Origin of the sequence: Tessaracoccus sp. OS52 (assembly GCF_020687685.1) — a bacterium.
Classification (GTDB): domain Bacteria; phylum Actinomycetota; class Actinomycetes; order Propionibacteriales; family Propionibacteriaceae; genus Arachnia.
In genome coordinates this window covers 1-21,522 of sequence record NZ_JAJEWM010000002.1, presented here as the reverse complement: position 1 = coordinate 21,522, position 21,522 = coordinate 1, and the positions used below count along the sequence as shown (strand labels likewise).

The 21,522-nt window shown below is 68.6% G+C and carries 19 protein-coding genes; 11 read left to right on the top strand and 8 right to left on the bottom strand.

Annotation, left to right across the window (positions count from 1 at the left end):
* Window positions 1-12 precede the first annotated feature (12 nt).
* The 5 genes from LKO27_RS09675 to LKO27_RS09655 all read right to left on the bottom strand — a co-directional run bounded on the left by LKO27_RS09675 (window position 13) and on the right by LKO27_RS09655 (window position 5,367).
* Window positions 13-345 carry an STAS domain-containing protein gene (locus LKO27_RS09675; RefSeq protein ID WP_227737299.1) on the bottom strand — a complete coding sequence of 111 codons (333 nt, stop codon included), beginning with the start codon at window positions 343-345 and terminating at the stop codon, window positions 13-15.
* Window positions 342-2,294 carry a glycosyltransferase gene (locus LKO27_RS09670; RefSeq protein WP_227737298.1) on the bottom strand — a complete coding sequence of 651 codons (1,953 nt, stop codon included), beginning with the start codon at window positions 2,292-2,294 and terminating at the stop codon, window positions 342-344. Before LKO27_RS09670 ends, LKO27_RS09675 begins: the two co-directional genes overlap by 4 nt.
* Entirely contained in the window at window positions 2,291-3,442 is a 1,152-nt protein-coding gene (locus tag LKO27_RS09665; RefSeq protein WP_227737297.1) for a GAF domain-containing SpoIIE family protein phosphatase, read from the bottom strand. The genes LKO27_RS09670 and LKO27_RS09665 overlap by 4 nt, the downstream gene beginning before the upstream one ends.
* 64 nt (window positions 3,443-3,506) lie before the next feature.
* Window positions 3,507-4,160 (bottom strand): response regulator transcription factor, encoded by a 654-nt coding sequence (locus tag LKO27_RS09660; RefSeq protein WP_227737296.1) that lies wholly within the window; start codon window positions 4,158-4,160, stop codon window positions 3,507-3,509.
* 10 nt (window positions 4,161-4,170) lie between these two features.
* On the bottom strand, window positions 4,171-5,367 hold the full coding sequence (locus LKO27_RS09655) for a sensor histidine kinase (RefSeq protein ID WP_227737295.1): 1,197 nt from the start codon (window positions 5,365-5,367) through the stop codon (window positions 4,171-4,173).
* A 127-nt stretch (window positions 5,368-5,494) separates the two neighbouring features.
* Here LKO27_RS09655 and LKO27_RS15245 point away from each other — a divergent pair, with 127 nt between their 5' ends.
* Complete coding sequence (locus LKO27_RS15245; RefSeq protein ID WP_255622371.1) at window positions 5,495-5,620, top strand: hypothetical protein; 126 nt, start codon at window positions 5,495-5,497, stop codon at window positions 5,618-5,620.
* Between the two features lie 39 nt (window positions 5,621-5,659).
* Here the strand turns inward: LKO27_RS15245 and galE are convergent, their stop codons facing one another.
* The 3 genes from galE to LKO27_RS09640 form a co-directional block, all read right to left on the bottom strand.
* Window positions 5,660-6,649, bottom strand: a complete 990-nt coding sequence (gene galE, locus LKO27_RS09650; RefSeq protein WP_227737294.1) for a UDP-glucose 4-epimerase GalE — start codon at window positions 6,647-6,649, stop codon at window positions 5,660-5,662.
* Between the two features lie 125 nt (window positions 6,650-6,774).
* On the bottom strand, window positions 6,775-7,398 hold the full coding sequence (locus tag LKO27_RS09645) for an MBL fold metallo-hydrolase (RefSeq protein WP_227737293.1): 624 nt from the start codon (window positions 7,396-7,398) through the stop codon (window positions 6,775-6,777).
* On the bottom strand, window positions 7,391-7,996 hold the full coding sequence (locus tag LKO27_RS09640) for a TetR/AcrR family transcriptional regulator (RefSeq protein WP_227737292.1): 606 nt from the start codon (window positions 7,994-7,996) through the stop codon (window positions 7,391-7,393). The genes LKO27_RS09645 and LKO27_RS09640 overlap by 8 nt, the downstream gene beginning before the upstream one ends.
* 176 nt (window positions 7,997-8,172) lie before the next feature.
* Here LKO27_RS09640 and LKO27_RS09635 point away from each other — a divergent pair, with 176 nt between their 5' ends.
* The 10 genes from LKO27_RS09635 (at window position 8,173) to LKO27_RS09590 (ending at window position 20,972) form a co-directional block, all read left to right on the top strand.
* Window positions 8,173-10,899: an MMPL family transporter gene (locus LKO27_RS09635; RefSeq protein ID WP_227737291.1), complete on the top strand. Its 2,727-nt coding sequence runs from the start codon at window positions 8,173-8,175 to the stop codon at window positions 10,897-10,899.
* Window positions 10,896-13,694 carry a hypothetical protein gene (locus tag LKO27_RS15405; RefSeq protein WP_304650898.1) on the top strand — a complete coding sequence of 933 codons (2,799 nt, stop codon included), beginning with the start codon at window positions 10,896-10,898 and terminating at the stop codon, window positions 13,692-13,694. Before LKO27_RS09635 ends, LKO27_RS15405 begins: the two co-directional genes overlap by 4 nt.
* Before the next feature lie 214 nt (window positions 13,695-13,908).
* On the top strand, window positions 13,909-14,547 hold the full coding sequence (locus LKO27_RS09625; protein ID WP_227737290.1) for a hypothetical protein: 639 nt from the start codon (window positions 13,909-13,911) through the stop codon (window positions 14,545-14,547).
* Window positions 14,547-15,914, top strand: a complete 1,368-nt coding sequence (locus LKO27_RS09620; protein ID WP_227737289.1) for a hypothetical protein — start codon at window positions 14,547-14,549, stop codon at window positions 15,912-15,914. The genes LKO27_RS09625 and LKO27_RS09620 overlap by 1 nt, the downstream gene beginning before the upstream one ends.
* Before the next feature lie 16 nt (window positions 15,915-15,930).
* A complete protein-coding gene (locus LKO27_RS09615; RefSeq protein WP_227737288.1) occupies window positions 15,931-16,851 on the top strand; it encodes a hypothetical protein in 921 nt (306 codons plus the stop codon).
* Window positions 16,852-17,261: 410 nt separating this feature from the next.
* The gene (locus LKO27_RS09610; RefSeq protein WP_227737287.1) at window positions 17,262-17,510 is read left to right on the top strand and encodes a hypothetical protein; all 249 of its coding nucleotides are present in this window, start codon (window positions 17,262-17,264) and stop codon (window positions 17,508-17,510) included.
* Window positions 17,511-17,604: 94 nt separating this feature from the next.
* Complete coding sequence (locus LKO27_RS09605) at window positions 17,605-17,772, top strand: hypothetical protein (RefSeq protein ID WP_227737286.1); 168 nt, start codon at window positions 17,605-17,607, stop codon at window positions 17,770-17,772.
* Between the two features lie 1,322 nt (window positions 17,773-19,094).
* Window positions 19,095-19,361 (top strand): hypothetical protein, encoded by a 267-nt coding sequence (locus LKO27_RS09600; RefSeq protein ID WP_227737285.1) that lies wholly within the window; start codon window positions 19,095-19,097, stop codon window positions 19,359-19,361.
* A gap of 157 nt (window positions 19,362-19,518) precedes the next feature.
* The gene (locus LKO27_RS09595) at window positions 19,519-20,316 is read left to right on the top strand and encodes a hypothetical protein (protein WP_227737284.1); all 798 of its coding nucleotides are present in this window, start codon (window positions 19,519-19,521) and stop codon (window positions 20,314-20,316) included.
* Window positions 20,317-20,621: 305 nt separating this feature from the next.
* Entirely contained in the window at window positions 20,622-20,972 is a 351-nt protein-coding gene (locus tag LKO27_RS09590) for a hypothetical protein (protein WP_227737283.1), read from the top strand.
* The last annotated feature ends 550 nt before the right edge of the window (window positions 20,973-21,522 follow it).

Genomic DNA, 21,522 nt, shown 5'->3' with positions numbered 1-21,522 from the left:
CATCGATTGGAGTCAGCTGTCACTGAATGCCGACCCGGCGGTGGGGTGGTTCCTCAGGACCCGGTCCAGGTTCGTGAGTCGCAGCACGCTGCGGACGTGGTCCGGCGCGGCCGCGATGCGCAGGTCTCCACCCGCCAGCCGCGCCGTCTTGAGCGCATTGATGAGAGCCCCCAGCCCCGACGAGTCGACGAAACTGGCCGCGCCCAGGTCGACCACCAGCCGCGTGTTTCCGGTGCTGACGAGGTCGGCGGCTGCCTGCCGCAGAAGCGGCGCGCCGGTGGCGGTCAGCCGTCCGTCGACGGCGATGACCGCGTAATCGTCGTGGATCTGTGTGGTCAGGTTCACTTCTCTCCTACGTAATCTGTCAGCACCTTCGGGCCACGGTAGCGGGCGGCCTGGACGATGACGCTCAGCACCACGACGTCGTAGGCCACCCAGGCGGTGTTCACCAGGGTGCCCGTCCCGTCAGCGGTCCCGATCAGAACCCGCACCACGCCGATGACCAGCGCTGCCACAAGCACGAGCATGGCGGTCAGTTGCGGCCAGATCTGGCGCCAGGGGACACCCGAGGGATCCCTGCCGTCCTTGCGGGTGACGGCGAAATCGAGCGGCCGGTGGAGCACCACGTTGGCGAAAGCGGTCCAGCAGGCCTTGATCCACACCGGGAACAGCGCGAGCGAGTACTGCTGACCGCGCCAGGTGCGCATCCCCCGCGCCACCACCACGAACAGCAACTGGTTCACCAGGAAAGCCGGCAGGAATCTGGCGAAGAAGTCCACGCTCCAGGCCGTCACCGGCAGGATGCCGAACACCAGGTAGATCACCGGTGCCGCGAGGTACACGATGGCGGCGAACCCCGAGAGGTAGCTCCACATCGTCGCGAAGTACATGAGCCGCTGACCGGCGGACAGACCCCGTTTGACCAGCGGGTTGTCCCGCAGCATCACCTGCAGGGTCCCTTGTGCCCACCGCAGCCGCTGCGTGAGCATGGTGCGCAGGTCCTCCGGGGCCAGCCCTTGGGCGAGGATCTCGTGGTGGTAGACGCTGCGCCACCCGACGGCGTGGAGTTGCATCGCCGTCGCCATGTCTTCGGTCACGGAGATCGTCGCGAGTGGAAGGATCGGCTGCGCTTCCTCCGAACGGTCGATTCGGAGCCCTTCCAGAAGCTGCCCGACGGCCCGGATGGATCCGACGGGGGAGAGTCCGGCATCGGCAAGGCGATCCAGGGCCATTTCGTCGACGACGACGGCGTCGAGCTGCGCGTCACGTTCCAGTGGGAGTTGGCCGAGGATTGCAAGATCTGCCTTCATCGCCGCCACATCGCGGTTCGACAGCCGCTGGGAAGCGGCGCTCACGAGCTCGCGGACCTCGAACGTCACGTCGCCGATCGGTTCACCTGCCCTGAGTCGAGACCTGGCCCTGACCACCCCCGCCCGGAGGCTCGCCAGCTCTTCGGCGAGGTCGCTGTCGCGTGAGTTCCGGATCTCGGTGCCCAGGAGTTTCGCCGATACCCGAAGGACGTGATCGGTGGAGTCCGCGACCTCCCGGACGTATCCCACGATCCCGAGCTGCATCAGCGCCTCACGACGCAGCACCGCGTTGGAGCCGCAGAAGAAGGCAGCGTTCCAGCCGTCCTTTCCCTGCTGGATGGGGCCGTAGAACAGCGGGGCCTGGCTGCCGAGAGGATCCGACTCGTCGACGTTGTGGAACCACTGGGGAGTCTGGACAAGCGCCACTGACGGGTCATCGGCGAAATAGCCGAGCGTGCGGTGCAGGATCAACGGGTCAGGAACCTGGTCGGCGTCGAGGATCAACAGGAACTCACCGTCGGTCTGGAACAACGCCGCGTTGAGATTGCCGGCCTTTGCGTGACGGGGCTTGCCCACCCAGTCCTCCGAGCGTGTCAGGTAGCCGATGCCAGCGGCGCGCGCCGCCTCCTCCAGGGCTGGGCGGGCCCCGTCGTCGAGAATCCAGGTTGCGTGCGGGTAGGCGATCCGGTGGGCGGCCCGGGCGGTGTGCATCACCATTTCGATGGGCTCGTTGTAGGTGGTGATGAGGACGTCGACGGTTCCCTGTGGCTGGGAGACCGGACCCGGCCTCTCGCGCGCTCGCCACATGGTCAGGGCGAACAGAAAGGTGTCGACCAGGCTGTAGGTCTCGGCCACCACCAGCGGCACCGCGATCCACCAGGCCGACCAGTTGACCGACTCCAGCCAGCGCCACACGACGTAGTTCGTCCCGAGCACCACCGAGAGCACCGCCAGGATGCGGATGACGACGAAGCGCGCGCTCACGCCTCCCGCCTGACCACGAGGACGGTGACGTCGTCGGGCGCGGACTGCCGCTCCGCGAGCAGCAGGGCTTCCCGGACTGCGCCCTCGGGGTCCTCGGCGACGAGGGTGCGGGCGACGTGCCCGAAGGGGTCCGTGGGGTCGAGGACGTCCAGTAACCCGTCGCTGCAGGAGATGAACGTGTCGCCCCGCTGGAGGACGACGCGGGTGACGTCGCGCTCCTCCTGGATGGTGAGTCCCATCCCCAGCGGCAGTCCGGTGGATCGCAACTGCTCCCAGGAACCGTCGGCTCGAAGGATGTAGGTCAGCCCATGGCCGGCGTCGACGAGTTCCACCTCGCCGGTGACGGTCGAGATGTCGGCGTGCATGGCGGTTACGAACATGGCCGTGGCCAGGTCCTCTCCGAGCAGGCGGTCGGCTTCGGCCAGACCCTCGCTCACGCTCCGAGCGGGGGCGGTGCGGAGGGAGGCCCGGACGAAAGCGGCGGCTATGGCAGGACCCACGCCCTTGCCCATCGCGTCCCCGAGCGATACGCGCAGCACCTCACCGTGCAGTGCCAGGTCGTACATGTCCCCGGAGAGTTGCCCGCTGGCACGGGTGCCGGCGGCGATCGTCCAACCGGGGACGGCGGGGACAGCACGCGGGCGCAGCGCCTGCTGGATCAGGGCCGCATGCCCCAGTTCGTAGTCGCGAGCCAGCTCGGTCTGAACCCAGAAGGCGAGGTCCTTCAGGACGGCGCGTTGGGCGTCGCTGAAGGCGCGCGGCTCGGTGTCCACGATGCACAGCGTCCCGACCGGCTCGCCACCCGGTGCGTGCAACGGGTGTCCCGCGTAGAACCGCAGGTGCGGGTCGTTGACGACGAAGGGGTTCTCCGCCCACAGGCCGTGCAGGCTGGCATCTTCCACGACCGAACTGGCGTCCTGTCGGACCGTGAAGTCGCAGAAGGAATCGGCCCGCGGGGCCTCCGCGCCCCCGAGCCCGATCTGGGACTTGCGCCACTGCCGGTCCCGGTCGATCAGCGACACGCTGACCATCGGAACGCCGAACAGCTCCTTCGCCAGCCGGGTGACCCGGTCCACGCGCTCATCCGGCGGGGTGTCCAGGATGTTCATCGCGTCCAACGCGGCTTGCCGTTGCTCCTCGTTGTACACGTGAACCCCTTTCTGCGGGCAACCCTAGCGGGGGGTGGGCGCGAGTGCAGGCAGGTGTCCGTCCTCAGTCGTCGAGCAGGCCGCACTCGTGGGCGATCAGGACCAGGCCCACCCGGTCGCGCGCCTGGAGCTTGCTCAGCAGGCGGCCGATGTGGGTCTTGACCGTCCCCTCTGCCATGAACAGGCGCTCACCGATCTCGGTGTTGTTGGCGCCTTTGGACACCTCCAGCAGCACTTCCTTTTCCCTGTCGGTGAGCGCTTCCAGCTTGTCGCCGGCGCGTGGCCGCCCCGAAGGCAGCCTCGGGGCCACGTGGTCCAGCAGGCGGCGCGTCGCCGTCGGGGCGACGATGGCCCCGCCGGCGGCGACGGCCCGGATGGCGCCCAGCAGTTCCTCGGGCAGCGCATCCTTCAGCAGGAAGCCCGACGCTCCGTTGCGCAGTGCGGAGAACACGTACTCGTCCAGGTCGAAGGTGGTCAGGACGAGGACCTTCGTGTCCACCCCCAGCTCGGAGATCAGCCTGGTGGCCTCGGTGCCGTCCATGACGGGCATGCGCACGTCCATGAGGACGACGTCGACGCGCCGCGTCCTGACCATGGCGACGGCGTCGGCGCCGGTGGCCGCTTCCCCCACCGTCTCCATGTCGTCGGTGGAGTCGATCATCATTCGCAGCCCGCTGCGCACCAGCGACTGGTCGTCGGCAATGAGTACCTTGATCAATTCAGTCCCTTCATCTGAGCCATCCGCGCCCCAGCTTCGACGGTACGGGCAGCGTAGCGGTCACCAGGAATCCGCCGCCGGGGCGGGGCCCCGCCTTGAAGTTGCCGCTCATGGCACCCACCCGCTCCTGCATCCCGCGCAGGCCGGAGCCGGCGTGCTCCCCTGCGCTCTGGCCGCCGATGCCGTCGTCGGCCACCCGGATCCTGATCTCCTCCGTGGAGGTCTGCACGCTGACGGTGGCGTGCGCCGTCGACCCGGCGTGCTTGAGGAAGTTGGTGACGCTCTCCTGCACGATCCGGAAGGCGGTCAGGCCGAGCGACTCGGGCACCATGGGGAGGGTCTCCGGCATCTCGAGGTCGATCCGGTTTCCGGCCTTCGCCACCATCGAGGGGATGTCCGCCAGGCCGGGGCTCGGGCCGAAGTCCGCGTTCTCGTCGCCGCGCAGCAGGGAGACGATGTGCCGCATCTCGTGGATCGACGACCGCCCGGTCCGGGCGACGACGTCGAGCGCCTCCGCGGCCGCCTCGGGACGCTTGTCCAGCAGCGCCCTGGCGCCTTCGGCCTGCACGACGATCACCGACAGCGAGTGCGCGACGACGTCGTGCAACTCCCGGGCCACCTCGTTGCGGATGCGCTCGGTGGTGAGCTCGGACTCCTGCCGCTGCCGCTGGGCGCCGGTGACGAAGCGTTCCTCGGTGAGCTCCCGGTCCAGCGACTCGAAGCGCGCGCGGTCCTGGAACCAGCGCCCGAGCACGTAGGCCAGGGTGCACAGGGTCAGGCAGAGGCAGACCAGCAACGAACCCGCGACGAAGCGTTCGCCGTGCTCCACCCGCCCGAGCCACGACAGGGGGCCGGCGATGGAAGCGGCCACGAAGATGGGGACCAGCACCAGACTGACCGTGGCAGAGACGCAGCGTGCCACCGAGTAGATGATGACGATCACCACCAGCACCGCCGGGCTTGGTGAATCCAGTTGGGCGACCATGCCGATCCCCGCGACGGTGCAGACGCCGACCGCGTGAAGGGGCGCGACCCGGCGCAGGGCCAGCGACGACACCATCAGCGCCGACCAGGCGGCCACCACCCACATGGTCGCCGACTGGTCGACGAGCAGCAGCGGGACGACGAGGACCAGCAGTGCGCCGAGTGCGACGAGGGCATCGGTCAGCAGTCGACGGCGATCGGTCGACAGCCCGGCTCCCATCATGGGTGTCAGCTTAGGAGTACTTCCGGACACCGACCATCAGACCTTGGGGTGGATCAGGGAGGACTCAGGTCTTGGAGGGGGACAACCCCCATCCCCACGGACCGTCCCGGAGGGTACATTTCGGGGCATGCTTCGAAAGCTCTTCTGGGTCTTCACCATCGTGGCCGCCGCCTGCGCCGCCTCCGGGTTGGTGGACCGGCGCCGCGCCAAGGAGCGGCGCGAACTCTGGGCCGAGGCGACGGACCAGGTCTGACCCGGCACCAGCCGCAGCTCTCTACGGGCCCGCCGGCGGTCAGTAGCCGAGCATCTCCTTGCGGACAGGCAGCCAGGCGATGGCGTCGCGGACGGCGTCGGTCTCGGTGAGTTCCGCCTCCCAGCCCAGAACGTCCTTGGCTTTCGAACTCACCGTGTAGACGCCGGCGACGTCGCCCGGGCGTGGGTCGCCGTACTGGACCTGCAGCGGGTCCCCCGAGATCTCCTCGAACGACGCTGCCAGTTCCTTCACCGTCACGCCGTTGCCGGTGCCGATGTTGAACACCTGGTACGGCTCCTCGGTGGTGGCCTCGTCGAAGTGCTCCAGGGCGGCGACGTGGGCCTTGGCGAGGTCCCACACGTGGATGAAGTCGCGGATGCCGGAGCCGTCGCGGGTGGGCCAGTCGACCCCCGTGACCGTGAAGGTCTCCTTGTTCACCCAGGCCTCCAGCAGCTTCGCCAGCACGTGGCTGGGCTGCGCCAGCTGCTGGCCGGAGCGCAGCTTCGGGTCGGTGCCGATCGGGTTGAAGTAGCGCAGGCTGAGCACGCGCACGTCGCTGGCATGGGTGAAGTCCTCCAGCACCATCTCCACCATGTACTTGGTGCGCGCGTAGGGGGACCCGGGACGCAGGGGCGACTCCTCGGTGACGACGAAGTTCTCGTCCGGGGCATAGATGGAGGCCGACGAGCTGAACAGGAACCGCTTCACTCCGTTGCGTTCCAGCCCCTGCAGCAGGGTGACGGTCTTGGAGACGTTGTTCTCGTAGTAGCCCAGCGGGTCGGAGACCGACTCCGGCACGATGATCTTCGCGGCGCAGTGCACGACCGCGTCGATCCGGTGCTCGGTGAACACGCGGTCGAGCAGGGCGGCGTCGGCGATGTCGCCGTCGTAGAGGGGACGGTCCCCGACGAATTCGCGGCGCCCGGTGGAGAAGTCGTCAAGGATGACCACCTCGTGACCGGCGTCCTCGCAAGCGGATGCGACCGTGCTGCCGATGTATCCCGCGCCACCAGTGATCAGTACCTTCATGTTTTCCTCTCGGGAGTTCCCTCAACCAGAGTCTCCATCCTAGGACCGTCGCCGCGGGCGGTCCTCACCCACCCGGCAAACGCTCACCGCGTCGTCCCACCTGAGTCGACGTGCCCGGCCGACGCTCACCAGCCGCGTTCGCGCCACTCCTCGAGGTGCGGCCGCTCCGCCGCGATGGTGGTGGAGGGGCCGTGCCCGGTGTGGACGGCCGTGTCATCGGGGAGCCCGAACAGCCTGGTCCGGATGGACTCCAGGATGGTGCTGAAGTCCGAGTAGTCCCAGCGGGTGGCTCCGGGGCCGCCCTTGAATAGCGTGTCGCCGGTGAAGACGGCTCCCAGGTCCGGGACGTGAAAGCTCGTGGAACCGGGGGTGTGTCCGGGAGTGGCGAGGGCGGTCACCGTGGTGTCGGCGACGGTGAACCCCGCTCCGTCCTCCAGGGTGGTGAACGGCGCGTCGCCGTGTTCGCGCGCCCAGAGGAACTCGTCGGCGCGGCCGAGCAGGATCGGGGGGAAGCCGACGAGCGCGGCGAAGTCGCGCACCGCCCGCAAGTGGTCCCAGTGCCCGTGGGTGAGCAGGATGGCGGACACCCGCCGGCCGGCGACGGCGGCCGCGACGGCCCGGGCGTCGTGGGCTGGGTCGATGACCAGGACCTCCGAGTCGTCGCCCACCAGCCAGACGTTGTTCTCGTGGACGGGTGGGCCCGCGGGGTCGTGGTTCCCGGCGGTGACCAGGTGGGTGACCTCAGCCATTGCCGTCCCCGATCGGCCGGGACAGTGCCACCGCCACCTGGCCGATGAGGTGCCCGGTCCGCTGTTCGGCCGGGAGATTCAGCTCGGAGAAGTACAGCGCGTCGAACACCTGCAGAAGGTCCTCGGTGGGGATCGTGAACCGCAGCCCGAGCGCGGCGGCGAGCTGGTCGATGAAGCTGACCATCACGGGGCGCACGTCGTCGTGGAGGTCCCTGGCGCGGGCCGCGAGTTCGGGCACGCGGGTGGTGCGCAGCCGGATCTCCATCAGGGTGACGCGGAACTCGTCTGTGGGGGCGATGATGCGGAAGTAGGTCTGCAGGGCCGTCCCGGTGGCCCAGGAGACTCCCCCCTCGGCGGGTGGTTCGGCGTAGACGCGCGTCAGGCCCTCCACCACCATGTCCCGGTGGTGTTCGAGGATGGCGATGCACAGGTCGTCCTTGGTGGAGAAGTTCGAGTAGAACGCCCCCCGCGAGAAGCCCGCCGCCTCGCAGAGCTGCTCGACGCTTGTGGCGTCGATCCCCCGGGTGGCGAATTCGTGGATGCCCGCCTCGATCAGGCGCAGGCGCGTCGCCTCGCGGCGGGGCGTGGTCTCTGTCATGCATCCTCCAGATGGGCTCGGACCAGCTTAACCACGTGCGTGTGTCGGTCAGTCCCGTCCCTCAGAACGGTCAACCGGAGTTCAGCGTCGTTTGGATACACAAATGTATCGACCTAGAATCGGTGTGGCTTTCCTCCAGCCGCTTCTCCCCGTTCATCGCTTCCCGAAGGTGGCTCATGTCCGCTCAGCTCTACGCCCTTGGCCGCTGGTGCTTCCGCAACCGGCTCAAGGTGATCGGCGCCTGGCTGGCGCTGCTGGTGGTCCTGGGTGGCGCGGCGGCCGTCCTGGGTCCGAAGTTCGACAACGCCTTCGAGATCCCCGGTTCTTCTTCCCAGGAGGCGCTGCGCAAGCTCCGGATGACGTTCCCGCAGGGCGCCGCCGTCGGGGCGACGGCCATCATCGTCGCCCCGGAGGGGACCGACGTGAACGAGCTGCGGCCCCAGATCGAGGACGCCGTCGCCGGCTTCGGCGAGGTCGAGGTGGTGGACGTGGCCACGTCCCCCTGGAACGAGTACGTCACGGGGCTCGTCGCGGAGGACAACTCGGCCGCCATCGTCCAGCTCCAGCTCAACGTCACCGAGACCCCCACCGACGAGGAGCTCGCCACCATCACCGCCGCGGCGGAGCAGGCGGAGGCAGGCATGCCGGAGGGCACCCAGGTCGCCATGGGCGGCGAGGCGTTCAACGTCGAGGTCCCGGCGCTCTCCCTCATCGAGGCCATCGGCCTGGTGGTCGCCCTCATCGTGCTGCTGATCCTGCTCGGCTCACTCGTGGCGGCGGGGCTGCCGCTGGTGACCGCGATCGTCGGCGTCGGCGTCGCCATGGCCATCATGGTGATCTTCTCCCAGGTCTCCACCATCAACTCCACGACGCCGATGCTGGCGGTCATGCTCGGCCTGGCCGTCGGGATCGACTACGCCCTGTTCATCCTTTCGCGCCACCGCGACCAGCTGCGGGAGGGCATGGAGGTGGAGGAGTCCGCCGCCCGCGCCGTCGGAACAGCGGGGTCCGCTGTGGTGTTCGCCGGCGTCACCGTATTCATCGCGCTGCTCGGCCTCGGTGTGGCCGGCATCCCGTTCCTCACCGTCATGGGGGTCTTCGCGGCCATCACCATCGTCTTCGCGGTGGCCATCGCCATCACGATGCTGCCCGCGTTCATGGGGCTGCTGGGCGGGCGCATGCGGCCACGGAAGTCCCGTCGCGCGGCGGCGGTTGCCGACGCTGACGGGGAGGGTCACACCATCGAAGGTGCTGCCGCCACGAAGCAGCCAGCCGTCAAACGTGGTGGGCTGTTCGCCTGGTGGGCGGGCGTCACCACGAAGCACCCCCTCGTGACGATCGTCGCTGTCGTGGTCTCGCTGGGTGCGCTGACCATTCCTGGCCTGTCAATGCAGCTGTCGCTCCCGAACGCGGGCCAGCACGAGGCCGACGCGCCGGACCGGATCGCCTACGACCTCATCGCCGAGCACTTCGGGCCCGGCTTCAACGGCCCCCTCGTCGTGACCGCCGACATCATCGGATCCACCGACCCCCTCGGCCTGGTGGCCTCCCTGAAGTCCGACATCGAGCAGCTCGACGGCGTCGCCAGCGTCCCCCTGGCCACGCCCAACCCCAACGCGGACACCGCCCTGATCCAGATCATCCCCACCACAGCCTCCGACGACCCGGCCACCGCCCTGGTGGTGGAGGACCTCCGGGAACTCGGCCAGGTGTGGGAGGAGCGCTACGGGGTGAGCACTGCGGTCACCGGCTACACCGCCGTCCAGCTCGACGTCACCGACAAGCTCTCCGACGCGCTGGTGCCGTTCGCGATCCTCGTGGTGGGACTGTCGATGGTGCTGCTGACCGCGGTCTTCCGTTCGGTGTGGGTGCCGGTGAAGGCCACCGTCGGCTACCTCCTCAGCGTCGGCGCCGCCTTCGGTGCCACCACTCTGGTGTTCAACGAGGGCTGGTTCAAGGAACTGGTCAACCTCGAGCGGGGCATGCCGGTGATCAGCTTCCTGCCGATCCTGTTGATGGGCATCCTGTTCGGGCTGGCGATGGACTACGAGGTGTTCCTGGTGTCGCGGATGCGCGAGGAGTACGTCCATGGCAAGTCCGCCATCGAGGCCATCCGGGCGGGCTTCGTCGCCTCCGGCCCGGTGGTCATGGCGGCGGCGGCCATCATGTTCGCCGTCTTCGCCTTCTTCGTGCCCGAGGGCATGGGCCCGATCAAGCAGATCGCCTTCGCGCTCGCCGTCGGTGTGGTGGTGGACGCACTGCTGATCCGCATGACGTTCGTGCCCGCGGTGCTGGCGCTCCTGGGCGATCGCGCCTGGTGGCTGCCGCGCTGGCTGGACAAGCTCCTGCCGTCCTTCGACGTGGAGGGCGAGGTGCTGACCAAGCAGCTCGCGCTCGCCGGCTGGCCGGGCGACGGCTCGGTCCTCCATGCCGACGAGCTCGCCGTCGACGGCGTCATCGACGGCATCACCATGACGGCCTTCGGTGGCAACGTGATCGGTATCGCGGGACCCGTGGGTGCCCGCACCGGTACGGCCCTCGCGCTCAGCGGCCGGCTTGCCGCAAGCTCCGGGCGCGCCCGAGTGGCAGGAGAGCTTCTGCCGGAGGCGGCGACCCAAGTCCGCCGTCGCACCAGCTACCTGGACCTCGCCGTTGAGCACGGCATCGCCGACGCCCTCAGTCGCATCAAGCCCCGCCCGGGAGGTGTGGTCTTCATCGACTCCGTGGACGTCGTCGGGACCGCCGCGGAACGGGAGGCGTTGCTGCGCCTCGTGGACCTGGCCCGCTCCGGGCGGGAGTTCGCGCTCGTCCTGTGCGCGGCCGGTGCGCCCCACCTCGAAGACTTCAACCCCGACGGTGTGGTCACCGTCAGCGAATCCACCCTCGAACGGAGCAACGCATGAGGCCAGAGAGCACCAACCCAGGGCACAAGATCGGCTGGCCGGCGCTCACCGCGCTGGTCCTCGTCCCCCTCCTGGCCGTGGCCGGCCTCATCGGGCTCGTCGACGCCCGGGCAGACGAACGGGTGCAGGCGGCCGTGGTCAACCTCGACGAGGCGGTCACCGTCGGGGACCAGTACGTCCCCATGGGGCGCCAGCTCGCCGCGGCGATGATGGAGCGCGAGGGCGAGAACATCACCTGGACACTGGCGGATGCGAAGAACGCCCAGGCCGGGCTCGACAGCGGCGAGTACTCCGCCGTCGTCACCATCCCCCGGGAGTTCTCGGCGGCCGCCACCTCCTTCAGCGAGAACGACGCTGACCGTGCCCGGCAGGCAACCATCGACGTCGCCGTTTCCGAGAACGCTCCCGTCACCGACGCGGAGGTGGCGCAGGAGATCGCCCGGATCGCTGCCGACAGCATCAACTCCACCCTCACCGAGAGCTACCTGGACAACGTCTTCATCGGTTTCAACACCGTCCAGGAGCAGTTCACCACCATCGTCGACGGAGCCCAGCAACTCGCCGACGGTGCCACCCAGCTGGCCGACGGCACCGGCCAGGCGTCAGACGGGGCCACCCAGCTGGCCGACGGCATGCGGCTGCTCGCCGACGGCGCCGTGGACATCGATGACGGCGGAGTCCTCCTGATCGACGGCGGGGCGGAACTCACCGCAGGGGGAGCCCAACTCGCCGACGGCGGCACCGATCTCGCAGCGGGGAGTGGTCAGCTGGTCTCCGGCGGCGCCCAGGTGGTCGAGGGCGGGGAGCAGCTCGTCGACGGCGGGACGCAGGTGGTGGCCGGTGGCGGCCAGCTGGTTGCCGGGGGTACGGAACTCGTCTCCGGCGGCGCCACCCTCGCCGCGGGTGCTGAGGAGTTGGACGCAGGCGTCGGCCAGCTCGCCGGGCAGCTGCCGCAACTCGTCGACGGCGTGGGCCAGCTCGTGGATGGGGCCGAGCCCCTCCTCTCAGGCGTCCCCGCCTACACCGACGGCACGGTGCAGGTGGTCGGCGGCGTCTCGGAGCTGCAGGGTGGCATCGACCAGCTGATCGCCGGCCTCGACGCCGGCGGGGTGACGGTGGACCCGGCGCAACTCGCGGAGCTGGGCGAGGGTGCCACGCGGATCGCGGCGGGGGTCGACGGCGTGGCCGATGGTCTCCAGGCTGCCGACGGCGCACTCCAGGGCTTCGCCTCCGGGGCCGTGCCCGCCCCCGCCGAAGTGCAGGCCATCGGTGGGCAGATTGCCGCGGCCTTCGAGTGCCCGGTGGCTGACCCCGCCACGTGCACCATGCTCGAGCAGACCTTCGCCGCAGGGGCAGCCGCAGGCGTCGACGCCGGTTTCCGCGCCGGCACTGGAACCGCCTCGACCGTCCTGAACACCCCCGACGCGAGCGGCAGCAGCCTCGTCGGGGGCGCGGAGCGGCTCGCAACCGAGTCCGACCCGTTCTTCGACGGCGTGACCCAGCTCACTGATGGGCTCCCGGAACTGCTCGGCGCGCTCCCGCAGTTGCGGGACGCTCTGCAGCAGCTCTCCGATGGCGCGGGCGCGATCGTCACAGGCGCCCAGCCGCTGGTCGACAACGCCGACTCGCTCGGCGAGGGCAGCACCCAGCTCCTGGCCGGCATGCAGCAACTCGACGCGCAACTGACAGCCCTGCCCGCAGGTGCGGAGGAACTCTCCCAAGGGGTGTCCGCCTTCGCCGACGGTGTGGGGCAGTACACCGAGGGGGTCGCCACCTATGCCGACGGTGTCACGCAGTACGCCGACGGGGTGGAGACCTTCGCGGGCGGCGTCGGGCAGTACGCCGACGGCGTGGTGACCTACGTCGACGGCGTCGGGACCTATGCCTCCGGCGTAGGGCGCTACGTCGACGGCGTCGCGCAGTTCATCGGCGGCGCGGGACAGTATGCCGACGGCGTGTCCCAGTTCGTCACGGGCGTGGACCAGTTCACCGACGGCGTGGCCTCCGCCAGCGACGGTTCCCGGCAACTGGCCGACGGCATCGTCGCGCTGGACAGCGGAGCCGGGCAACTGGCCGACGGCGTGGACACCTTTGCCTCGGAGCTAGCAAAGGGCGCGGACCAGGTCCCGACCTACTCGGCGGACCAGCGCGAGGTTCTCTCGTCGGTGGTGGCCTCGCCGGTGGACGAGTCCGACGAACTGATCGCCGGCAACTCGGTCGGTCTGGCGTCGCTGCTCCTGGTGGCCGCCCTGTGGGCCACCGGACTGGCCTCCTACATCGTTGCCCGCGCGGTGCCGTCGGACGTGGTGAGCTCCCGCGCGACGAGCGTCGCCTTGTGGGGGCGGACGCTCGCGTTGCCCTCCCTGGTGACGGCTGGGCTGGGTGCGCTGTTCGGGGCCATCGGTTCGGTCGCAGTCGGGCTGGGGCTCGGCCAGTCCCTGGGCCTGGTGGTGCTGCTGGCTGCTCTCGGGGTTTCGTTCGTCCTGGTCAACCACGCCCTGACCGCCTGGCTCGGGAACGTGGGGCGGGGGATCTCGGCGCTGCTGCTCGTGGCGACGGTGGCCCACGGCCTGACCTCCGCCGTGCCGTCGTGGCTGGCGTCGGTGGCGGCCTTCTCGCCGGTCCAGAACGGGCTGGAACTGGTCCGCGGCTGGATGGCGGGCGGCTCCGGGCTCGTCGGGCTCGCCGGTGGGGCTCTCCTGGTGGGAGCCATCGCACTCGCGCTGTCCTACCTGGCCATCGCGGCCAGGAGGCAACTGACCGCCGACCAGTTCCGGCGCAGGGTGGCGGCCTGAAGGGGGCGAGGCCAGACACGCTGTTGATTCGCCGTCACTGACCGCTCCTGGTCGGGTCGAACCGCGTCTGGGAAGCGGCGCAGCGGCCCTGCACCGGGTCCTGTCTGACCCCTGCGGTTGCAATACTGGGGGCGTGCGATTTGAGAGATCGGAGGTTTGGCCCATGGCCCCGGAGGTTGAACCGTTGAACGATCTGGATCCTTTGGCCCCGGCCGTGTATGCGGATGAAGAGGCCGCCGACGACCTTGCCGAGGAGGAAACCGACGACGGCGGCGTCTCTGACTCCGACAACGTCGTGCGGGTTTGGGTCACCGACGGTCGTCTGGTCAGGGTCAGGGTCTCACCCGTCTGGTACACCCGGACGGGCAGGCGGACTTTGTCGGACTGCTTCTCCCAGGCCCTGCGGATGGCCAACGCCACCGTCGCGGACCTCCCACCGCGGCCGGAACCCACCTTCGAGGACGTGGACTTCTCCGCCCTGCCGCCCTTCTCCCCGGAGACCTTCGCCGTCATCCAGGACCTCATGGCTGAGGTTGAGGAACGCTGGGAGGACGCCTTTGGCCGCCAGCAGTCGCGCCCACCCGTGAAGCAGCCCGTCGTGGAGGGCCGCTCGAAGGGAGTCACGGTGACGCTCAACGAGTCCGGTCAGGCCGAGGGTGTCACGTTCGAGCCGAAGTGGCTCGAGTCGGCGCAGGCCGGCGCCATCTGCACGCATGTCCAACTTGCCGCGAACAACGCCTACGGCAAGTTCGTCCCAGCGCAGGAAGAACCGTCTGAACTCGACGCCATCGCGGGGGAGCACCAGTTCCTGATGGCCGCTTTCAAGGCAATGCTCAATCCGAAGGAGCGATGATGACTGATCAGCCAGACCCGTGGTCCGAGGTGGAGCGGCGTGCGGCGCGCGGCGCGTTCTCCGGCATCACGTCGGAGACTGATGACACCGTCGGCGACGCCGAGCTCGGTGAGGCCGCCATCAACCCGAACTCCAGGGGCGGCAAGGGCAAGGATGGCCAGGGCGGCATGATGCCGCCGATGATGATGGGCGGTGCCGGTCGCGGTGGCGCGGGTGTAGTCGGTGCCCCCGGTGGGGGTGGCGTGGTCGACGCCGGTGCCGTGGGGCAGGTGAACGCCTTGGGGGCTGCGGGTGCGATGCGGGCCCCGGCGGCGAATGGTCTGGCGTCGGGTGCTGGGATGGGCGCTGCGGGGACCGCGGGTGGTCTGCCTGGCGGCTTGCCTTCGGGTGGCGCGGGTCTTTCTGGTGGTGGTCTGCCGTCCGGGGTGATGGCGGCGGGTTCGGGGCCGGGTGATGTGAACGGCGACGGCGTTGCGGACCGTTACGTGGCTGGCGGGATCGACGTCGATGGCGACGGGGTTGCTGACGTCTCGGGCGGCCCGGGTTACGGCACCGGTGGAGTGGCGGGGGACGTGGATGGTGACGGGATTGCCGACCATTACGTCGGCGGGGGAATCGACACCGACGGCGACGGTGTCGCGGACACCGATTATCGGGGTAACCCGTTGCCCGGTGGTGGTGGGGGTGTTGCCGGTGTGGGCGGCTACAGCCCGGCACCCGGGTCGGGTTCCGGGTATGCCGGAGGGTCGGACTCCAACGCCCCCGGGGTTGGCGGCTATGACCCCTCGTATCCGGGTGGGGGCTCGTATGATCCGAACTTCCCGGGTGGGGGTTCGTATGATCCGAACTACCCGGGTGGGGGTTCCTACGATCCGAACAACCCCGGCGGTGGCGGTACGAGCCCGAACTACGTCGGCGGTGGGACGGCCACCTCGGGTAGTGGCGGTGGCGTCGGGGGCTACAACTCAACGCCCGTCGGTGGAGGCTCCAGCAGCGGGGGCGGAGGCACGAGCAACGGATCCTACGGTGGTGGTGGCGGCTACACCGCCGGGGGTGGGGGCGGGAGCGGTGGTGGCCACGACGGCTACGTCGCTGAGCCCGAGAACCTCCGCCAAGCCGCGAGCGAGTGGAACCAACTGTCCTCGGAGATGCAAGGCGTCTCGTCGGAGTCAGCCACGGTGAGCGAGTTCGGTCTCGTACGCCAGGTCCAGCCGTCTCACACCGAGCTTTCGAGTGCGGCTTCCCAGTGGTCCGGAGGTGCGAGCACAGAGTTCGATTCCCTGACCGGCAAACTCAAGTCGGCGGCTGGCGACTACGAGTCCACGGAGGAAGCCAATGCCCAGCAGACCAACGCCATCCAGCAGTGAAAGTGAGTGACTACTGATGCTTGCCGACGCGATGCTCAGCCGTGTGATGACGGCCTTCGGGGCAGCCGAAAAGGTCGCCGCCTCCTCCTACGAGTACCCCCAAGTCCAGCAGGAGCTCTCCGAGCTTCGCGCGGCGGTCATGTCAGCCATCCAGCAGGATGACAACGAAGCGGAGAGTTTCTGGACCGACCTCAGCCGACTGGCGACCCACACCGTCAACTTCTTCTCGGAGCGCAACCGTTTCAATCGCGAGGCCAACGCGGTCAAGTCTCAGGCGCTCCAAGCCTTGGGAAGGGTGGAGTCCGTCTGCGCCGCCCGGGTCGGAGTGCATGCCGGGGTGCCCGCGCAGCTCGATTCGGACGCCGAGGGGTGGCAGCAGCGGGCCAGGAAGGTCCGGCAGATGCGAAACGATGCCCGACGCCTGCGAGACGTCGCTGGCTGGGAGGGTCTGGCGCATGACCAGTACACAGCTGCCGCGACCGTCCAGATCAATGCGCTGAGTGAGCTCGAAGGCATCATGATAAGCACAGGCAACGGCTGCACCGCCGGCGCCTCCCTCAACCGCGCCATCTTCTACGTGGTCGGGAAGTCCATCAGGCAGGCGGCCGCTCGCATCAGGTCCACACCGGGCAGCGGTGGCGGGCAGTACTACCGCCGCACGTCGACTGCGCGCAATGAATGCTCGTCCTTGCTCGGGGAGATCATGCGGGCTGCCGGTGGTGAAGTGGCGGCTGGCTCAATCCAGTCGCTGAGCGGTGAACTGGCCAAGACGGTCTCGCTACCGAACCTGCTTCGGGTCGGTTCTTGGCCGACGGGAACGACTGGTGCGGATACCACGCCCGCCAACACAGCCGACGCCGTGCGTCCGCACGGGGGAGATACGAATCTGAACACCGGGAGAGGCTCCGGTGGGAATGCACCGGGTGTCAGACTGTGAGCGACCCGACGGCGGGGCAGCACTGGCCTGGCGCAGGCGGCCGCGTCCCCCAGCGTGGGGGGTCCAGCGGATCCCGCGCTGCCCTGTGGGTGCTCTTGGCGGTGTTGGCAGTGGTCCTCGTCGCGCTCGTAGTGTGGGCCGTGGTCGGCCGGGGGGGTTCACAGTCCACCGTCTCACCGTCTCCCTCGGCCACAACGCAGGACGGTGCACCGTCCGGGACTGCAACCGCGGATCCAAGCGCGTCTCCGACCGGATCAGCCACGGATGACTGGGGGCCTGTAGCGCCACCCAACGCCGGCGGGCTCAAGGACTTCGCCGACCCTGCTCTCCCGGAGAGCATCGCGCCCTTCGTCCGCGAGGAGCCGCAGGAGAACGTCGGCGTCGTTTCGGTTTTCTACCAGGATGACGAGGTGTTTCGTTCCGTCCTTGTCACCGTTCTGATGGGTACCCACCACTACGCCAGTTCCGTCGCGGACATGGCTGATCCGACCGCTTTCGGTGCTGCCGTTTGCGGGACCGTCACCGACGACATCGGCGACGAGTTGAGGTGCGTGGTTGCCGGTTCTTCGGCGACGCTGGAGACCGGTTCCGCAGACATCGAGTACCTCACGATCGAAGAACTGGCGGCGTTCACCAACGAGCTGCACGAACAGCTCTGAGCATGGGAGTGGAACTCGGTCACCTGTTGGTTCCAGGCGTGCCGCCACGACTTGCGGGCCCAGTGAGTGGGGAGTTGAAGGTGAGTGGGGTCCGATGCCGCCGCCCAACGTGGGGGTGCTGAAGGACCTGTTTCAGTCGACGTTTCCCGAGTCGGTGGGTGCTTTCGCGCTTGACGATGAGTTGATGGTTGACAACGGCGGCGGCATCGCAGGCTATGACGACTCCGACAACTACCGGGGCTTTCTTGCGGCAGTGTCGTAGGGCGGGCACCATTGCGCACGGTTCGTGGGCAACCTGACCGACCCCATCTACCATGGCGACGCCGTGTGCGGCACCCATCGCCGACAGTGTTGGGGGGAGGCGGTCCCGGCTTCGAGCGCCTCCGCTCGCCCGCCATGACGTCGAGTGGATGACGGTGCGGTTGGGATACTGGGGCGGTGCGAAGGAGCGATGATGACTGATCAGCCAGACCCGTGGTCCGAGGTGGAGCGGCGTGCGGCGCGCGGCGCGTTCTCCGGCATCACGTCGGAGACTGATGACACCGTCGGCGACGCCGAACTCGGTGAGGCCGCCATCAACCCGAACTCCAGGGGCGGCAAGGGCAAGGATGGCCAGGGCGGGATGATGCCGCCGATGATGATGGGCGGTGCCGGCCGCGGCGGCGCGGGTGTCGTCGGTGCCCCCGGTGGGGGTGGCGTGGTCGACGCCGGTGCCGTGGGGCAGGCGAACGCCTTGGGGGCTGCGGGTGCGATGCGGGCCCCGGCCGCGAATGGTCTGGCGTCCGGTGCTGGGATGGGCGCTGCGGGGACTGGGGGTGGTCTGCCTGGCGGCTTGCCTTCGGGCGGCGCGGGCCTGCCTGGTGGTGGTCTGCCGTCCGGGGTCATGGCGGCGGGCTCGGGGCCGGGTGATGTGAACGGCGACGGCATTGCGGACCGTTACGTGGCTGGCGGGATCGACGTCGACGGCGACGGGGTCGCTGACGTCTCGGGCGGGCCGGGTTACGGCACCGGCGGCGTCGCCGGGACGTGGACGGTGACGGGATTGCCGACCATTACGTCGGCGGGGGAATCGACACTGATGGTGACGGTGTCGCGGACACCGATTATCGGGGTAACCCGTTGCCCGGTGGTGGTGGGGGTGCTGCCGGTGTGGGCGGCTACAGCCCGGCACCCGGGTCGGGTTCCGGGTATGCCGGAGGGTCGGACTCCAACGCCCCCGGGGTTGGCGGCTATGACCCCTCGTATCCGGGTGGGGGTTCGTATGGTCCGAGCTTCCCGGGTGGGGGTTCGTATGATCCGAACTTCCCGGGTGGGGGTTCGTATGAGCCGAACTACCCGGGTGGGGGTTCCTACGATCCGAACTACCCCGGCGGTGGCGGTGGGACCGGCACCGGTTTCTCCGGGAGTGGTTCCTCGCCCGGTGCTGGCGGTACTGGTGTGGATGGTTACAGTTCCCCAGCCCCCGGTGGGAGCACGAGCGGTGGTGGCGGCACGGGCAGCGGATCTTATGGCGGCGGTTACAGCACCGGGGGTGGGGGCAGTGGCACGGGCGGTCATGATGGCTATGTCGCTGAGCCTGAGAGCATGCGTCAGGCCGCGAGTGAGTGGAACGAGTTGTCTTCGGAGATGCAGGCTGTCTCGTCGGCGTCGGGTGCCACGGTGAGTGAGTTCGGTTTGGTGCGTGAGGTCGAGCCGTCGCACCGGAAGCTGTCGGGGTCTGCGACGCAGTGGTCGGGGGGTGCCAGCGGCGAGTTCGACTCGTTGACGGGCAAGCTCAGCTCGGCTGCGGGTGAGTATCAGGCGGTCGAGGAAGCCAATGCCCAGCGAACCAAGTCGATCGAGCAGGGGTGAGTGGAGAATGAGAGTTCCCGTTGAGTTGACCAGCAGGGTTTTCGACGGTCTACGCGCGGCAACTGGAGGGGGTGGCGGGGGCGGCGCCGGTCAGCGTTCTGGGCCGCAGGTGGAGTATGCCCAGGTGGAGTCGCGGTTGTCGGATCTGCGGGCTGCGGTGGAGGCCGCGATCCGTGCCGACGACGCCGAGGCGGAGTCGTTCTGGACCGATTTGCTGCGTCTGGCCAAGCACAACGTCAACTTCTTCTCGGAGCGCAGCAGGTTCAACGCCCAGGCCCGACGGATCAAGGGTGAGGCGATGGGGGCCCTCGAAGTGGTGGAAAACCTGTGCGAGACGGGCATCGAGGTCCACCGGGAAGTGCCGGGGGACCTGGAGGGCGACGCCAGAGATTGGCAGGGGAGAACAAGAGACGTCCTGCGGATCCGGCTTCGCGCGGAGAAGTTGCGTGCCATCGCTGGCTGGCAGGGTGCAGCGAGCGAGGAGTACACGGCGGCGGTCACGGTGCAGATCAACGCACTCAAGGAACTCGAGGGTGTCATGATCAGCACCGCAGAAGGCTGCCAAGCTGGCGCTGAACTCAACCAGGGAATCTTCTTCCTGGTGGCCGAGGCGATCAAAGGAGCCACCAACGACATCCGCGGTGCATCAGGGGGCCGAGGTGGCCAGTACTACGTGCGCACGGCCGTAGCGAGGAATGAATGCCTGGAGCTGGCGAAGGCGATTGCCCAGGCTGTGGGGGGCGAGGCGGCTGCTGGGTCTGTGGCTGTGTTGTCGAAACAGTTGGAGCAGACGGTGGAGTTGCCGAATCTTCTTGAGCCAGGACAATGGCCGACCGGAACCAGCGCCGCCGATACCATCCCGGCGAATACCGGCGCGGGCGTTCGTGGGGGTGGTCGCGTGGACAACCCGAAGCCCGGCGCGGGCAGTCGGCCGACTACCGGTGTGAACCTGTGATGCCGCCGGAGGCACAACGGGGTTGGGGCGGGCCACCGCCGCCTGTTGGTAGCGGCGGTGGGGGCGGGTCTGGTGGGTTGGGTTCGCGTGGGGTTTGGTGGGTTGTGGTTGTGGTTGCGGGGGTGGTGTTGGCTGGGTTGGTGGTTTATGCGCTCTGGGGTGTGGGTGGTCCTGGGGTGGCACCGTCGCCGTCGCCGTCGCCGTCGGGGTTGGTTTCGGGTTCGACTCCGGTTGAGAGTGAGGAGCCGGTTGAGCCGAGTGGGGAGGATTATTGGGGTCCGATGCCGCCGCGGAATGAGGGGGGGTTGCGGGATCTTTATGAGCCGTCGTTCCCGGCGTCGGTGGGCGGGTTCGTGCAGGAGGGGGAGATCCGCACTGACTTCGACGGTGGCAACGCGAGCTACGTCTCGGCCGATTACCGCGGCTTCAACGCCGACATCAATTACGGCCATGCCACCTACGACATGCTCGTGGAGGGTTTGCTGGATGCGGCTTATTACGGGGATGCGGTGTGCGGGGTCGAGGAGTCGTATCCGACGTTGGGTTCGTGTGTGATGGCGGGTCAGGCGGAGGTGCTCTATACCGGTGCCGGCGTTGAGGATGTGCCGTTGGAGGAGTTGGCGGCGTTGACGCAGGAACTTTACGGGAAGTTGTGAGGATGGCGGGGGCTTTGGGTGGTGTGTGCCGGTTGGTCCCCGGCCCGGCCAGGTTTCTGGGAGCAGTGACCTGTCATCTGAAGGGCAGCCGGTGGAACAACGGGGTTGGGGCGGGCCACCGTCTGGGGGCGGTCCGGGTTGGGGCGGGCCACCGCCTGGTAGCGGCGGTGGGGGCGGGTCTGGTGGGTTGGGTTCGCGTGGGGTTTGGTGGGTTGTGGTTGTGGTTGCGGGGGTGGTGTTGGTCGGGTTGGTGGCGTATGGGTTGTTCGGCCGTGGTGTGGGTGGTCCTGGGGTGGCACCGTCGCCGTCGCCGTCGCCGTCGGGGTCGGTGCCGGGTTCGACTCCGGTTGAGAGTGAGGAGCCGGTTGAGCCGAGTGGGGAGGATTATTGGGGTCCGATGCCGCCGCGGAATGAGGGGGAGTTGCGGGATCTGAATCACCCCGGTGTGTCCGGAGACTTCGATCCTTGGGAAGGATGGAGTCATGCCAGGAAACACGTCGAAGAGGTACCCGGCCGAGTTGAAGGCTCGGGCGGTGCGGATGTATCACGA

Bases quoted from the DNA above. Each gene is read 5' to 3' on its own strand.
- LKO27_RS09655 (WP_227737295.1), bottom strand. From the start codon at position 5,367: ATGATGGGAGCCGGGCTGTCGACCGATCGCCGTCGACTGCTGACCGAT.
- LKO27_RS15245 (WP_255622371.1), top strand. From the start codon at position 5,495: ATGCTTCGAAAGCTCTTCTGGGTCTTCACCATCGTGGCCGCCGCCTGC.
- galE (WP_227737294.1), bottom strand. From the start codon at position 6,649: ATGAAGGTACTGATCACTGGTGGCGCGGGATACATCGGCAGCACGGTC.
- LKO27_RS09645 (WP_227737293.1), bottom strand. From the start codon at position 7,398: ATGGCTGAGGTCACCCACCTGGTCACCGCCGGGAACCACGACCCCGCG.
- LKO27_RS09640 (WP_227737292.1), bottom strand. From the start codon at position 7,996: ATGACAGAGACCACGCCCCGCCGCGAGGCGACGCGCCTGCGCCTGATC.
- LKO27_RS09635 (WP_227737291.1), top strand. From the start codon at position 8,173: ATGTCCGCTCAGCTCTACGCCCTTGGCCGCTGGTGCTTCCGCAACCGG.
- LKO27_RS15405 (WP_304650898.1), top strand. From the start codon at position 10,896: ATGAGGCCAGAGAGCACCAACCCAGGGCACAAGATCGGCTGGCCGGCG.
- LKO27_RS09620 (WP_227737289.1), top strand. From the start codon at position 14,547: ATGACTGATCAGCCAGACCCGTGGTCCGAGGTGGAGCGGCGTGCGGCG.
- LKO27_RS09615 (WP_227737288.1), top strand. From the start codon at position 15,931: ATGCTTGCCGACGCGATGCTCAGCCGTGTGATGACGGCCTTCGGGGCA.
- LKO27_RS09605 (WP_227737286.1), top strand. From the start codon at position 17,605: ATGCCGCCGCCCAACGTGGGGGTGCTGAAGGACCTGTTTCAGTCGACG.
- LKO27_RS09600 (WP_227737285.1), top strand. From the start codon at position 19,095: ATGCGTCAGGCCGCGAGTGAGTGGAACGAGTTGTCTTCGGAGATGCAG.